The sequence below is a fragment of the Photorhabdus sp. RM71S genome (assembly GCF_042879355.1).
GTDB lineage: Bacteria > Pseudomonadota > Gammaproteobacteria > Enterobacterales > Enterobacteriaceae > Photorhabdus > Photorhabdus kayaii.
On the sequence record NZ_JBHFKV010000050.1, the window covers coordinates 1 to 14,515 of the forward strand.

The 14,515-nt window shown below is 41.2% G+C and carries 14 protein-coding genes and 1 riboswitch; of the genes, 8 read left to right on the forward strand and 6 right to left on the reverse strand.

Annotated features, from left to right (window positions below):
- Positions 1–294: 294 nt before the first annotated feature.
- The gene (locus tag ACGF5R_RS19685; protein WP_387692325.1) at positions 295–1,254 is read right to left on the reverse strand and encodes an aKG-HExxH-type peptide beta-hydroxylase; all 960 of its coding nucleotides are present in this window, start codon (positions 1,252–1,254) and stop codon (positions 295–297) included.
- Between the two features lie 388 nt (positions 1,255–1,642).
- Positions 1,643–1,768: riboswitch (TPP riboswitch) on the forward strand.
- A gap of 102 nt (positions 1,769–1,870) precedes the next feature.
- Between ACGF5R_RS19685 and thiC the strand changes: the two genes are divergently transcribed.
- The 8 genes from thiC (at position 1,871) to ACGF5R_RS19725 (ending at position 9,215) form a co-directional block, all read left to right on the forward strand.
- Positions 1,871–3,808 (forward strand): phosphomethylpyrimidine synthase ThiC, encoded by a 1,938-nt coding sequence (thiC, locus tag ACGF5R_RS19690; protein WP_387692328.1) that lies wholly within the window; start codon positions 1,871–1,873, stop codon positions 3,806–3,808.
- Positions 3,792–4,442, forward strand: a complete 651-nt coding sequence (gene thiE / locus ACGF5R_RS19695) for a thiamine phosphate synthase (RefSeq protein ID WP_370446078.1) — start codon at positions 3,792–3,794, stop codon at positions 4,440–4,442. The genes thiC and thiE overlap by 17 nt, the downstream gene beginning before the upstream one ends.
- A gap of 10 nt (positions 4,443–4,452) precedes the next feature.
- Positions 4,453–5,202 (forward strand): HesA/MoeB/ThiF family protein, encoded by a 750-nt coding sequence (locus tag ACGF5R_RS19700; RefSeq protein ID WP_112879213.1) that lies wholly within the window; start codon positions 4,453–4,455, stop codon positions 5,200–5,202.
- Positions 5,199–5,399, forward strand: coding sequence for a sulfur carrier protein ThiS (thiS, locus tag ACGF5R_RS19705; protein WP_262981404.1), 201 nt, complete (start codon positions 5,199–5,201; stop codon positions 5,397–5,399). The genes ACGF5R_RS19700 and thiS overlap by 4 nt, the downstream gene beginning before the upstream one ends.
- A gap of 1 nt (position 5,400) precedes the next feature.
- Positions 5,401–6,168 carry a thiazole synthase gene (locus tag ACGF5R_RS19710; RefSeq protein ID WP_113044041.1) on the forward strand — a complete coding sequence of 256 codons (768 nt, stop codon included), beginning with the start codon at positions 5,401–5,403 and terminating at the stop codon, positions 6,166–6,168.
- Between the two features lie 14 nt (positions 6,169–6,182).
- The gene (gene thiH / locus ACGF5R_RS19715) at positions 6,183–7,307 is read left to right on the forward strand and encodes a 2-iminoacetate synthase ThiH (RefSeq protein ID WP_387692338.1); all 1,125 of its coding nucleotides are present in this window, start codon (positions 6,183–6,185) and stop codon (positions 7,305–7,307) included.
- 638 nt (positions 7,308–7,945) lie between these two features.
- A complete protein-coding gene (locus ACGF5R_RS19720; RefSeq protein ID WP_112879216.1) occupies positions 7,946–8,422 on the forward strand; it encodes a carbohydrate binding domain-containing protein in 477 nt (158 codons plus the stop codon).
- Between the two features lie 307 nt (positions 8,423–8,729).
- Positions 8,730–9,215: a hypothetical protein gene (locus ACGF5R_RS19725; RefSeq protein WP_112879217.1), complete on the forward strand. Its 486-nt coding sequence runs from the start codon at positions 8,730–8,732 to the stop codon at positions 9,213–9,215.
- Between the two features lie 82 nt (positions 9,216–9,297).
- On the opposite strand, the gene ACGF5R_RS19730 is transcribed toward ACGF5R_RS19725, so the two are convergent.
- From ACGF5R_RS19730 to ACGF5R_RS19750, 5 genes are read right to left on the reverse strand one after another with little or no spacing between them, the layout of a single operon-like run.
- Positions 9,298–9,879: a DUF1349 domain-containing protein gene (locus ACGF5R_RS19730; protein WP_112879218.1), complete on the reverse strand. Its 582-nt coding sequence runs from the start codon at positions 9,877–9,879 to the stop codon at positions 9,298–9,300.
- 14 nt (positions 9,880–9,893) lie between these two features.
- Complete coding sequence (locus tag ACGF5R_RS19735; protein ID WP_112879219.1) at positions 9,894–11,045, reverse strand: MFS transporter; 1,152 nt, start codon at positions 11,043–11,045, stop codon at positions 9,894–9,896.
- 59 nt (positions 11,046–11,104) lie between these two features.
- On the reverse strand, positions 11,105–11,737 hold the full coding sequence (locus ACGF5R_RS19740) for an HAD family phosphatase (RefSeq protein ID WP_112879220.1): 633 nt from the start codon (positions 11,735–11,737) through the stop codon (positions 11,105–11,107).
- A 13-nt stretch (positions 11,738–11,750) separates the two neighbouring features.
- Positions 11,751–12,812, reverse strand: coding sequence for a zinc-binding dehydrogenase (locus tag ACGF5R_RS19745; RefSeq protein WP_262981406.1), 1,062 nt, complete (start codon positions 12,810–12,812; stop codon positions 11,751–11,753).
- Complete coding sequence (locus ACGF5R_RS19750) at positions 12,812–14,062, reverse strand: aspartate aminotransferase family protein (RefSeq protein ID WP_370446079.1); 1,251 nt, start codon at positions 14,060–14,062, stop codon at positions 12,812–12,814. Before ACGF5R_RS19750 ends, ACGF5R_RS19745 begins: the two co-directional genes overlap by 1 nt.
- Positions 14,063–14,515 lie beyond the last annotated feature (453 nt).

Sequence of the window (14,515 nt, forward strand, 5' to 3'; positions counted from 1 at the left end):
TTTCAACTAAGTTGTCCATAGCCTGTTCCTCCCCGGAGCTGTTTCGGCATGCACCAAAACACTGCTCCTGGAACAGGCTTCATGTCAATTTTTTATCCAGAATTCGGGTTAATTAGACAATCATTGAATGTATTGTGTTATTCAGCATCTCTGCATTCATGAAATAGAATAGACAAAGAGAAAACACGAAGACAACATTATCTGGTCACTCCTAATCTTAAAGTGACCAGAGCTGAAATTATTATGGAACTTAAAATATATAATGCTTCCGAAGCCCGTATTTTCCAAAAATCATCATTTAACTTCACAGGAAATAATCTTATTCATTTCTTTACTGATACTATCTGCGATAGCATGTCCGATTTCTGTCAATTTGGCATGGTTATCTATTATCTCTTTTGTATCCAAGAATTTTTTCAATGCAGTATTAAATCGTGATTTAATTTCTTCTTCATAAATACCAGAGTATATATTAGAAATTTTATATAAAGTTTGACACACCCGGTTAAGTACAAAATAGGAATGAAATATGCCGATCATGGGTCTATCATCTTTACGAAATGGAGCTTTATAACGTTCATCAGGATCATTCAAAACAATGTAATCCTGTGCATTAATAATACCTAATGCGTGATGTGCACATTCATGAACAATATTCTCAATATAATAAGGTACGCTATTTTCATCATCACAACAAAACAGGATCATTCCCCACATATTAAAGCTGCAACCGGATCTAATATAATCTCCTTCTATTTTTCCTGTAAGATATATTGTGTCAATAAAAGATATACACTCAAGATAGGTATTTTCATCATAGGTTTTCAATAATTCCAGTGCTTCCTGTATCTTCTTTATATCCTCTTTTACTTCATGAGCAAACCGATATCCAACCCCGACACCTTTATCTTTATATAATATTTTTAAAAGCATGTTCATATCAAACACAGGTTCAATAAAATAATCCAATGCTTTAATAGATAGCTCTGGTTTCCCTGTGTCATCACGACATTTTTCTATAGCGTTCCGAATGTAATTAATACATAACTCTCTATTACCATTTTCTGCCGCATCAATAGCAAGATAATGAGAAGCGCATAAATTCCATTTTGTAAAGAATTTATCAGGAATTTTAAAATCAGACTCGGTTATTTCAATTAGATATTCCAAAGAATTTCGGATTTGTAATTCGAAATCAGAACGGAACTGTTGATGCGGATAACATGTCGTAGTGATGTTCATATTCAGCTCCATATTATACCCCTTCGTATAAAATACGAAAGGGTATAATAGTCAGTTAATCGTCACTTTTGTTATTAATCATCACCCACTGAGATAATAACGATTTAATTCTAACCACTTTAGAAGAGTCAAAGTTTTTCATAACCTATTTCCTCAACAAATTATCATCGAAAGAATAACGTTTAGCCAAACAATATTTAACATAGAAAATATTTATTATTTATCCACTAAACAATCCATAAAATGAGGTAGTAATCACAAAATAATTTTGTGATTACCATCAATACTCGTTTAAAAGCCGAAGCACAACAACATGGCTGGCAACAATTAACCTGGTCACTGTAAATACTTTCAATCAGTAAGGGTTGTAGTTTTCACAATCCCTTCTATACTACTGCTTACTTTCTTGTCGGAGTGCCTAGCGTAAGCTGTTTTATCGCAGCATACACAGGCTGAGACCGTTAATTCGGGATCCGCGGAACCTGATCGGGTTAATACCTGCGAAGGGAACAAGAGTAATCAACCGCTGTCAGCCCACCCAATTTTACAGGTCTGTCCAGCCATCAATTATTACTCCCTGCGAGCTCCAGACAAGCAACTTTCCCAATAACACAGTTAGGAATTTGCTATGTCTCATAATACTGTTATCCCTACAACCGATGTCTCACCAAAACCCAATCCGGCGCGCCCACGTAAAGCACAACGCGATGCTGCTCAAGAATTTATTAATTCTATTCAAGGGGTGACATTCCCAAATTCACGACGAATTTATCTTCAAGGTTCCCGTGATGATATCCAAGTTCCAATGCGTGAAATCCAGTTATCACCAACTTTAATTGGCGGCACCAAAGAAGAACCTCAGTATGAGGAAAACGAAGCTATCCAGGTTTATGATACTTCCGGCGCTTATGGCGATCCTGATTCCAAACTGGATGTACATGTTGGGTTAACCAAACTACGTCAACCGTGGATCGCCGAACGCCAAGATACTGAACCTGTTACTACCCTCAGCTCTGATTTTACGCAGCAGCGCCTAACGGATGCCGGTCTCGATCATTTACGCTTCAATCATCGCCCCCATCCATTAAAAGCCCGTAAAGGCAAATGCGTTACTCAACTGCATTACGCCCGTAAAGGCATCATCACGCCCGAAATGGAATTTATCGCACTACGGGAAAATATGGGACGTGAACGTATCCGCGGTGATGTGTTACGCCAACAACATGCTGGACAAAGTTTTGGCGCTCAGTTGCCGGAAAATATCACACCAGAATTTGTCCGCCAGGAAGTCGCGGCTGGTCGGGCAATTATTCCTGCCAATATTAATCACCCTGAATCAGAACCGATGATTATTGGTCGTAATTTTCTGGTGAAGGTTAACGCTAATATCGGTAACTCTTCAGTCACCTCTTCTATTGAGGAAGAAGTAGAAAAGTTAATCTGGTCCACTCGTTGGGGTGCAGATACGGTAATGGATCTCTCCACTGGCCGTTATATCCACGAAACCCGCGAATGGATCTTACGTAACAGCCCGGTTCCTATCGGTACAGTCCCTATTTATCAGGCGCTGGAGAAAGTCAATGGCGTAGCGGAAAATCTCACTTGGGAAATATTCCGTGATACCTTGCTGGAACAAGCAGAACAAGGGGTAGATTACTTCACCATTCATGCCGGTGTATTACTGCGCTATGTACCGATGACAGCCAAACGCCTCACCGGAATTGTGTCCCGCGGTGGTTCAATTATGGCGAAATGGTGTCTGTCTCATCATCAAGAAAACTTCCTTTACCAACATTTCCGTGAAATTTGTGAAATCTGCGCCGCTTATGATGTTTCCCTATCACTGGGAGACGGTTTACGCCCTGGTTCTATTCAAGATGCTAACGATGAAGCGCAGTTTGCAGAACTGCACACATTAGGTGAACTGACCAAAATTGCCTGGGAATATGATGTTCAGGTGATGATAGAAGGTCCCGGACATATTCCTATGCAGATGATCCACCGCAATATGACGGAAGAATTGGAACATTGTCACGAAGCCCCTTTCTATACCCTTGGCCCACTAACAACAGATATTGCACCCGGTTATGACCATTTCACTTCCGGTATCGGCGCTGCCATGATTGGCTGGTTTGGCTGCGCCATGCTCTGTTATGTGACGCCGAAGGAGCATCTCGGCTTGCCAAACAAAGATGATGTTAAGCAAGGGCTAATTACCTACAAAATTGCTGCTCATGCCGCCGATCTCGCCAAAGGTCATCCGGGCGCACAAATCCGCGATAACGCCATGTCCAAAGCACGTTTTGAATTTCGTTGGGAAGATCAATTTAACCTCGCGCTCGATCCCGATACTGCTCGCGCCTATCACGATGAAACTCTGCCACAAGCCTCCGGCAAAATTGCGCATTTCTGTTCTATGTGCGGGCCTAAATTCTGCTCTATGAAGATTTCTCAGGAAGTACGCGATTATGCCGCTGGTATGGAACAAATGTCTGAAACATTCTGCGCCCACGGTGGCGAGTTGTATCACAGCGTAGAGGATGTCTCTCATGAACAATCTGCCTAACGCGCCATTTGCCCCAACGGAATATAAATTGGGCCTGTATCCCGTCGTGGATTCGCTAGAGTGGATTTCCCGCTTGTTAAAAGCAGGCGTCACCACAATTCAGTTGAGAATTAAAGATCGACCAGAAGATCAGGTGGAAGAAGAGATTCAGCAAGCTATTATGCTCGGTAGCCAATATAACGCTCGTTTGTTTATCAACGACTACTGGCGACTGGCAATAAAGCATGGCGCTTATGGTGTTCATCTGGGGCAGGAAGATTTAGTTATCGCTGATCTGAACGCCATCCAAAAAGCGGGATTACGGTTAGGAATCTCTACCCACGATGAACAAGAGCTGGCACGAGCTAAATCTCTGCGTCCGTCTTATATCGCTCTCGGCCATATTTTCCCAACCACGACCAAAACGATGCCATCTTCCCCACAAGGACTGGCAGCACTAAAACGGCAAGTAGAAAACACACCAGACTATCCCACTGTCGCCATCGGCGGAATTTCTCTTGAACGCGTACCGGATGTCATTGCAACGGAAGTCGGCAGTGTGGCGCTGGTTAGTGCAATTACCAAAGCAAAGGATTGGCGACAGGCCACCGCACAACTGCTTCATCTGATTGAAGGCGTTGCGTTAAAGGGATAGAGAGGTTCTTATGCTGAATGATCAAGAATTTATGCGTTACAGCCGACAACTGTTACTCGAAGATATTGGCCCGGAAGGGCAGGAAAAACTGAAATCCAGCCGAGTATTGATTGTCGGACTGGGAGGACTAGGCGCTCCTGCATCTCTCTATTTAGCCGGGGCAGGTGTGGGAACAATTTATCTCGCTGATGATGACCAATTGCACATCTCCAATTTACAACGGCAAATACTTTACCGCACCGAAGAGATCCCTGCCGCAAAAGCTGAACTTGCAGCCAATCAACTCAATGCATTGAATCCGCTGATAAAAACAATGGTCCTTAATCAACGTCAAAACCGGGAATCTCTGGCAACAATCGTGAAGCAGGTCGATCTGGTTCTCGATTGCAGTGACAACATAACAACCCGCCACGCGATCAATGCCGCTTGTGTGGCAATGCGAAAACCATTAATTAGCGGCAGTGCTGTCGGTTTTAGCGGTCAACTTATGGTATTTGAACCCCCTTATCTTCATGGCTGTTATAGCTGTCTCTACCCTGAACAGGAAGAACCACTACGAAATTGCCGGACTGCGGGTGTCTTAGGTCCGGTAGTCGGTATCATCGGCACATTACAGGCATTGGAAGCCATCAAAATGTTAACCGGGCTTCCCTCTCCGTTAAGCGGCAAACTCCGACTGTTTGATGGTAAACAACAAAGCTGGAGCACTCTACAACTTAGCCAGTCGCAGCAATGCCCGATTTGCGGAGATATGGCATGAAAATTACGGTAAACGACCAGCCGATGGAGCTTATGGCTCCTCTGGCTATACAACAATTGCTAGAACAACTTGAACGAACACAACCGGGAATGGCACTGGCTATTAATCAAATCATTATTCCGCGTTCAGAGTGGAATACGCATCAAATTAATGATGGAGACAATATCCTTCTGTTTCAGGCTATTGCTGGAGGTTGATATGCTAAAAATTGCTGATACGACTTTTAATTCCCGCCTATTTACCGGTACAGGCAAATTCGCCAATGCCAATTTAATGACTCAGGCTATAGCGGCTTCCGGCAGCCAGCTTGTCACGATGGCAATGAAACGCATTGATTTGCAAAGCGGTAATGACGCTATTTTGGCACCATTGCAAAAACTTGGCGTCAAATTGCTGCCAAATACTTCTGGAGCTAAAACCGCAGAAGAGGCCCTGTTTGCCGCCCGTTTGGCCCGTGAAGCACTGGCGACCAACTGGATCAAACTAGAGATTCATCCTGATGTGAAATACTTGTTACCTGACCCGATTGAAACACTCAAAGGCGCTGAAATGTTGGTCAAAGATGGGTTTGTCGTTCTGCCATATTGCAGTGCTGATCCCGTTTTGTGTAAGCGTCTGGAAGAAGTGGGTTGCGCGGCAGTCATGCCTTTAGGCGCACCGATCGGCTCTAATCAAGGGCTGCTCACCCGAGATTTCCTGCAAATTATTATCGAGCAAGCACAAGTGCCGGTGGTCATTGATGCCGGCATCGGCGCGCCAAGCCATGCATTGGAAGCAATTGAACTGGGTGCGGATGCGGTATTAGTCAACACTGCCATTGCCGTTGCACGTAATCCAGTAAAAATGGCTCAAGCCTTCAAAATAGCGATTGAAGCGGGTGAATTATCCTATCAAGCTGGCCTGGCAAGTCCGAAACAACATGCTGTCGCATCCAGTCCACTGACCGATTTTCTAGGGGCATTTTGATGATTCATCATCTTATGAGCGGTAGTTTTAGTTACCGCTGGCAGCAGTTGGACTGGGATGACATTACCCTTCGCATTAATAGCAAAACCGCGCAGGATGTTGAACGGGCATTAAGCAGTAACAAATTAAATCTGGACGATTTCATGGCCTTGCTCTCTCCGGCAGCGAAATCCTATATCGAACCACTGGCACAACGGGCACAAAAACTGACTCGTCAACGCTTCGGTAACACCGTTGGTTTTTATGTACCGCTTTATCTCTCCAATTTGTGTGCCAATGATTGCACCTATTGCGGGTTCTCAATGAGTAACCGCATCAAACGCAAAACACTCAATAAAGATGAAATTATTGCCGAATGTCAGGCGATTAAAGCGCTGGGCTTCGACAATCTGTTATTAGTCACCGGAGAACATCAGGGCAAGGTCGGTATGGATTATTTCCGCCGCTATCTGCCACTTATCCGCGAATATTTCAGCTCAATAATGATGGAAGTTCAGCCTATGACACAGGAAGAGTATTCTGAACTGAAAACACTGGGGTTAGATGGTGTGATGGTTTATCAGGAGACCTACCATGAACCAACTTACCTGCTACATCATCTACGGGGTAAGAAACGGGATTTTCACTGGCGATTAGAAACACCCGATCGCCTTGGTCATGCTAAAATCGATAAAATCGGTTTAGGAGCGCTAATTGGCCTTTCTAGTCATTGGCGAACAGACTGCTATATGGTGGCGGAGCATTTATTCTTTCTGCAACGTACATATTGGCAAAGCCGTTACTCTATTTCATTCCCACGTTTGCGACCTTGTGCTGGAGGCATTGAGCCCGCATCGCTGATGAGTGAAGCAGAACTGGTACAACTGATTTGTGCTTTTCGTCTATTTGCGCCAGATGTTGAGCTTTCTATTTCTACTCGTGAATCTCCATTCTTCCGCGATCACGTCATACCATTGGCAATCAACAATGTCAGTGCCGGTTCGAAAACCCAACCCGGTGGTTACTCAGATAGTAGCCACGAAGAATTGGAACAATTTATGCCACATGATAACCGTTCTGTTTATCAGGTCGCAGACGTATTAATTAAAGCCGGGTTACAACCTGTCTGGAAAGATTGGGATAGCTATTTAGGTCGATAATTTAATTTTCTTTCTTGTTAAATAATTTGATTTTAAGTAAAAGCTTTTAACAGACAATAACGACAAAAAATAGGATTGAATATAACAAACTGTCTGGTTCCAATACCAGACAGTAATAAAGACAAATACGATTAACAAGAAAATAATTGTCATTTGAAATATCTATTTTGAATTTAAAATAAAAATTTATCTATATAGATATAACCAACATTATAAAATCTATTTTCATCACAAATATTTTATTTCCGCATAACCATTTTATTCATAGTTAAAATTTAACTTTTAATATACAAATATATCACTTATCGACATACAAATTCTCTACATAAAACAAAAAATCCCATATCCTAATAATCATTAACTAAACAGTTTATTTTTCATAAATAACTTGATTTCCTGTTTTAAAAATAAAATTCCAATTTATACCAATAAATAATGAGAATAATAATCCATGTATACTGAATATATTGAAAATTACCCTCATTTGTTTTATTTTTATACCAATTTACTCAAATTACAACTCACCACCAACAAAAAATACAATTGAGTATTATCCTATTATTGATAAAGTGCCCTCCCGAAAAAAAAGCGCTGAAATAAATTAAATTCATTTCTATCTATTTAAAAAGGACTAATATATGAACGTACAAGAGATCCTGAATAACGAAGATTATTCTGATATCAAGAAAAACTCTCATAAAGAACTGATTAACGGCTCATTCGAAGAAGGATATAACGGCTGGAGAATCCCGGCCCCTGAATCAGTAGAAATCTTATCTGAAAATGGCGTTCACTTTATCAGAGTCCAAAGCGTTACTGGTTCTGGCGTCATTGATCAAATTATCGAAGGATTAGAACCTAACACTAAATATAAATTAACAGCTACAGCGCGCGTATCAGCAGAATGGGCCTCATCAGCTTATTTTGGTTTACAGAGTCGCACCGATGGCCCCAACTCTTTTGCTGTAAACAGCACCGATTTTACAACGGGTTCGGTAGAATTAAATACAGATCAAGAGGGACTTTTACGCGTTTATTTATTGAAAGACCAAGTTGGCCATCGCCCAGATGGAGAAACCGCTGACTTTACCGGTTTTGTTTTAGAAAAAGCTTAAATATTTAACTTCGAAGTAGTTTGACATTAAAACACACCCGGAACAGGAAGCTCCGGGTGTTTTAATATTGGTTGAGAAAATAAAATCATAAATTAATATTTTAATTGAAATATAGTTCAATTATTTTAAAATAAATTCCCATCGAAATAATTTAGCCATCTCATTTATTTTTACATTAATTATCACAAAATTAATATTCAATCAAAAAACATGATTGAATATTTTTTCATTATTGATAAAGTGTTTACAGGGAAAAATCATTAAGCAAAATTAAATTTAATTGCCATTCATTTAAAAGGACTCATATATGGATATGAAAAAAATGCTAAATAGCGCAGATTATTCTGATACAAAAAACGCTAATAAAGAACTAGTTAATGGTTCATTTAATGAAGGATATCATGGCTGGAGAATCCCACACCCTGAAACTATAGAAATCTTATCCGAGAATGGCACTAATTTTCTTAGCATCCAAACCTATTCCGGCTCTGGCGTCATTGATCAAATTATAACAGGGTTGGAACCTAACGTTAAATATAGACTGACAGGTACAGCACGCTTATCGACTCAACTAACACCACAAAGGGCCTTGCCCGCTTATTTTGGTTTACAAAATCGCACATTTGGCCCTGAATCCTTTGCTGTAAATAGCTTCAACTTTACGACCGGTTCAGTTGAATTAAACACAGATGAAGAAGGGCTTTTACGTATTTACATGCTGAAAGACCAATTTATAGAACTTCCAGAAGAGGCAACTGCTGACTTCACGGGTTTTATTCTAGAAAGAGTTTAAACATCGGGCCTTGATACATAACACCCGAAGCACATTGCTCCGGGTGTTTTAAATAGAGATAATTCTCCGAAAACCATTCTGGCTAACTTAAATCATGCAATGGTTTTTTTATTGGCGGCGTCAATTGGAAATCAGAAAACCGCACCTGTAATCCATGCCGTTCTGGAGAACAGCACATTGCACCAACAAAGACAGGTTGTTTATCTTCAAAAAAAGGAGACAACCTCAACAATGGCCACCGTAAACCATCAGTGGAATATTGCAGTCTTAAATATCCCTCTTCACGAGTCAAACGTAACCAGAATTTACTAGAATCACCAGGAAATACGCCCATAGACCAATCAGAATGATCACGTGTTAGCACACTACCAATCGAGGCATGACCATCAGAATATTCAATTCCGCCTTTCAGCCAATGTTTCTCATCGACTAATAGCATGACTCCTGCCTGATCGTATAAATGTTCAAAACAGCCTTCAATACAGAGTTGAAAGGTGAAATCATCCTCAACATAACGCCCAAAAACATGACCATTATGACGTTCAAAGCCATACCATGTTCGTTGCCAAAAGTCAGTTTTATGATCTGTAGTGACATTAAGCCAGTCGCTTCCACATTGCCAATCAGATGGTTCATTAAGCCAATGATATTGTGATAAACCCATAGGAACTCCCTCTATTATCTTCCGCTCGAATCAATCAATTTATATCCTGCAAATAAGGAAATAGAGAGTAAAGCAATACAAGCAAAAGCGCCGTGTAATGTCACAATATGCGCTAATCCACCTATGATTGCAGGTCCCAACAAAATCCCTGAATATCCCATGGTAGAAACCGCAGCAACAGCCAGTGAATCAGGCATAATTTTCTGTTGACCAGAAGCAGTAAAAAGCATTGGCGCTATATTGGATAATCCTGCGCCTATCATCAGGAAAGAGAACCCTAACATCATTGCAGTTGATGCTGAGTAAATAAGGATAAATCCAGAAGTAGCCAATAAAGCACTGCTGATAAAAACCCGTCGGTGTCCATAAAAGGCAATGATTTTATCACCCATAAAGCGGCCCGATGTCATAGCAATAGCAAACAGGGTATAACCGATACCAGCCTGATGACTACTGATATTATGTACGCTGGTTAATAATATACCGCTCCAGTCCAGCATTGCGCCTTCCATGATATAGGCAACAAAACAGAGAAAGCCCAATAAAATCACGATCCCATGAGGCACAGCAAAGAATGGCGTATTACCAGCTTCAGCTTCGTTCAATAACCCACTCCATACCGGCAATAGCAGTAAAATAATCAGTAATACCGCCATTACCATCACCTGGAGAGGTGATATGCCCAGAGACAATAATGCGCTCACCGATCCTGCACCGGCGATCCCGCCCAAACTAAATAACGCGTGAAAGCCAGACATAATTGGCCGCTGAGCCATTTTCTCGACCATGACGGCGTGGATATTGACCACAACATCCATTGCCCCAATACCTGCACCAAAGACAAATAAAACGCAAGCTAATGTCAACGGTGTCGGTAATACACTTAACCCTGGCAACATCACTAACACGATCAAAGCACATAAAGTGAAAATTTTCCGGCAACCGAAGCGTGCAGCTAACATGCCGGCTATTGGCATCATGATGAAAGAACCAATGCCGAATGCCAACATTAGAAGCCCCATAGCGCCATTATCAAGTTGTAGCCGTTCTTTAGCTAAAGGAATGAGAGGAGCCCAACTTGCAAGACTAAAGCCAGCAATAAAAAAAGCGGCGCGCGTCGCCATAATGGGTTGTTTTACCAAAGAGATAATATTTTGATCAGACAACTCATGTTCCTTCTATATCAATAAAAAGCCCTCCGCTATGACTAACGGAGAGCATTAAGTTACACAAAATTAATTTTAGAAAATTGCGGAATATCGGTCAGCGTCCCGATAATACGAGTTGCCTGTTGATATTGTTCCGCAATCGATAAAGCATGAGGCCAGGCATACACATAGGGAATACCTGCCTGCGTTGCTGCTGTAATTCCCAAATCGGTATCTTCAATCACTAATGTCTGATGAACATCCATAGACTTCAATTTCAACATAGCAAGATAGGGATCAGGATAAGGTTTCGTCCTCGCAACATCGTCACCAGAGATTAAAGCAGGGTTTTCACTCAACTCCAGCAATCCAATATTCGCCAAACACACTTCCCGCGGCGCAGTAGAAACAAAGCCAAAAGGGATACGGTGCTGTTGTAAGGTCGCTATCAACCGGGCAATCCCTGGACGAAGGTAACTTTTAGACAGCTTATCTTTGTAAACCGAGACGATTTGCGCAGTGATCCCTTTCTGTTGCAGAGCTGGAACCCCGATGTAATCTAATGTTCCCTCCAAACTCAGGCCAATAAGTTGCTGTGGTTGTACATGCTGTGTGTAGTCAGGAGCCAAATCACAAAGAACATCAAAGTGCAGTTGTTCACTGTCAACAATGACCCCATCGATATCAAAAATCACATTAAATCTATCCATGTGAAACATTCCATTATTTTAGATCGGAAATACGGATAAGCACTTTACAGTTCGGAGTAAACAGTGGTTTTTGGCTTTTGCGAGCAATATCACAACCAACAGTGAGAAAAGCCTGCAAGTAATCATTAAAATCAAAAACCTGGCTGACCAGACGACCGGCTGGAATAACGCCATCACGGATCATGGTATAAGCACGCTCAAAACTGTTATTCAGAGAATCGATGGAACCAATCACGGAAAGGCTCTTATCAGCAATTTTCAAGATATCAAGATTGGCATGCTTATCTTTAAGCGCGACATTCAACAATTTTCCGCCAGGCGCCAAATGGTCAAAAATGTATTCGGTTAATTGCCCGGTCGTATCCACACAGAGATCGATAGGCGCTGATTTATCGCCATATTGTTGCGTTAATGCCTCATCAAAATCAGTATATAGCTCACATTCTGGCGGCAGATTTTCTTTGGCAAATTGAACACGACTTTCGTTTTTCTCGACCATGAAAGCCTTAACGCCTCTGGCATGCAAAGCCCAAATATAGAGCATCCCCATTGGGCCTGCGCCAGCTACCGCCGCACGAATATTAGTATGGGTGATGCCCAGTTTATCGACCCCGGTCAGCGTGCAACTGAGTGGCTCAGTCAGTGATGCCTCTTCCATACTGACATGATCATCCAGTTTTATCAGTGAACTCTCTTTAGCCAGATATTGCTCAGCAAATGCCCCATCATAGGAAACTCCCGCTTCGGTTCCCAATTTTTTCTCGCAATGATTTGGATTTCCTGTCTGGCACATCCGACAATGCCCACAAGAATAAGTTGGGTTGATGACAACACGGTCACCTACATTAAAGCGAGTGACACTCTTTCCTACTTGAGCAACAACACCCGTTGTTTCATGGCCCAGAGTAGTTCCCGGAATAGCAACAGGATAAGAACCGGTGATAATCCCAACATCCGTACCACAAACGCCACACACCGCAATATCAACGACAACATCATCAGGCTCCACACAGCGTAACGGTTCAACATCCTGGATTTGAACATCCCACACCCGATTAAATTTAAGTGCTTTCATTACGCTACCTCCTTGTTATCCAGCATATTTAACGTCATATCAGCAAAAGTCAGATCAAGCTTATACAGAATTTCGTTTAAATGTTCCTGAGTACAAATTAACGGTGGACGAACTTTAAGTGCACGACCTTTACCATAACGAGAACCCCGGATGATCAAGTGATGAGAATTCGCTATTGCAATCGCTTGTGCCGCAAACTCTGGTGATGGCGTATCAAAGCCAAACATATAACCGACGCCTCTAACACCAGTAATTTCTGGGTATTTATGCTGTAATGCTAATAAGCCATCACGTAAATAAGCTTCATTATGCTGCACATTCTCCAGAACCTGTTCGTCTTCGATAATATCGATAATTTCATTAAGCGCCGTTAATGAAAGAGGGTTAGCGCCTGATGTACTGGAATGTTCGAATGACTCTAATACATCTAATGAACTCCGCATCAGCACACCACCGGTAGGAATACCTATGCCACCAGCGCCCTTAGCGAAAACAATAATATCGGGTTCTAATTCTTTAGCGTAACCGGTTGAGGCGAAAAATGTCCCGGTACGACCAAATCCGGTCTGTACTTCATCTGCGATAATAATAATGTCATGTTTATGGCAGATATCTCTGATCTTACGGTAAAAATCGACAGGGAAAACGTTATTTCCGCCATTTCCTTGAATAGGTTCAATGATAAGACAGGCAATATTGTCATTTGAACCTAATTGAATAAATTGTTCTAAGTCAAAATATTGATTGGGTTCTGTATTCGATTCAAGTTCTGACATGACACTAGCAGGGGTTGGAATTTTTAAAGAACCATCAATGCTGACATGGAAGTCTTTAATTCTAAAAGCATTACCTGAAATTTGCGCTGTGGCTAAAGACTGACCATGATGAGCCAGAAAGAAAGAGATAACTCCTGAACGTCCTGTTGCTTTTTGCGCGATACGAATTGCACATTCAACCGCCCCAGAACCGGAAACATCACGTAACCATATTCTATCAATGCCCTCAGGGGTATGTTTAACTAATTTACCCAAAATATATTGTGATATTTCATGGGTATAAGCTGAACTTAAATGTGTACATCTGTCGATCTGCTGTTTTAATTTTTCTGTTATTCTGCGATTAGTGTACCCAAGTGGAAGGTTAAATGTCCCCGAAGCTGCATCGATATACTTTTTACCATCAATTTCCAAATAAGGACCGTTTCCAACAAAGCGAGAAAGCATATCTTCAAACCGTTTTTCATTTTCCATCATTCTAATTACCTTAATTAACTATTCATAACCAAAACAAATAAAACCAGCCTTTAATATATAAGGCAATATTTACTAAAAATTAGTTTATATCAACAAAAAGTCTGCAAAAAACCAAAATACATTTAAAAAATTAAAGTATTTTGTATAAAATATATTATTATTTTGAATGATTGGTTAATGGCATGCAGAACTGCTGATTTATAGGATTAATGATAATAAATTCTGTTCAAATCCTACAAAAACTGTACCAAAATTTTCCATCTCACGGCTTTTCCGCAGATGATAAGAGCACTTACCTAATGCGTAGCTATTTTCTGACAGATGATGAAATGTGATAAAAGATTCTCGATCATTTCTGATTTGTCAGAAACAATGTGCGTTTTTCATACTAAGAATAGCCAAACTTCCGACTGACATTAAAATGACGAGTGAAAAATAAGCTGATGCTAC

Excerpts from the sequence above, each read along its gene's own strand:
- ACGF5R_RS19685 (WP_387692325.1), bottom strand. The coding sequence starts at position 1,254 with ATGGAGCTGAATATGAACATCACTACGACATGTTATCCGCATCAACAG.
- thiC (WP_387692328.1), top strand. The coding sequence starts at position 1,871 with ATGTCTCATAATACTGTTATCCCTACAACCGATGTCTCACCAAAACCC.
- thiE (WP_370446078.1), top strand. The coding sequence starts at position 3,792 with ATGAACAATCTGCCTAACGCGCCATTTGCCCCAACGGAATATAAATTG.
- ACGF5R_RS19700 (WP_112879213.1), top strand. The coding sequence starts at position 4,453 with ATGCTGAATGATCAAGAATTTATGCGTTACAGCCGACAACTGTTACTC.
- thiS (WP_262981404.1), top strand. The coding sequence starts at position 5,199 with ATGAAAATTACGGTAAACGACCAGCCGATGGAGCTTATGGCTCCTCTG.
- ACGF5R_RS19710 (WP_113044041.1), top strand. The coding sequence starts at position 5,401 with ATGCTAAAAATTGCTGATACGACTTTTAATTCCCGCCTATTTACCGGT.
- thiH (WP_387692338.1), top strand. The coding sequence starts at position 6,183 with ATGAGCGGTAGTTTTAGTTACCGCTGGCAGCAGTTGGACTGGGATGAC.
- ACGF5R_RS19720 (WP_112879216.1), top strand. The coding sequence starts at position 7,946 with ATGAACGTACAAGAGATCCTGAATAACGAAGATTATTCTGATATCAAG.
- ACGF5R_RS19725 (WP_112879217.1), top strand. The coding sequence starts at position 8,730 with ATGGATATGAAAAAAATGCTAAATAGCGCAGATTATTCTGATACAAAA.
- ACGF5R_RS19730 (WP_112879218.1), bottom strand. The coding sequence starts at position 9,879 with ATGGGTTTATCACAATATCATTGGCTTAATGAACCATCTGATTGGCAA.
- ACGF5R_RS19740 (WP_112879220.1), bottom strand. The coding sequence starts at position 11,737 with ATGGATAGATTTAATGTGATTTTTGATATCGATGGGGTCATTGTTGAC.
- ACGF5R_RS19745 (WP_262981406.1), bottom strand. The coding sequence starts at position 12,812 with ATGAAAGCACTTAAATTTAATCGGGTGTGGGATGTTCAAATCCAGGAT.
- ACGF5R_RS19750 (WP_370446079.1), bottom strand. The coding sequence starts at position 14,062 with ATGGAAAATGAAAAACGGTTTGAAGATATGCTTTCTCGCTTTGTTGGA.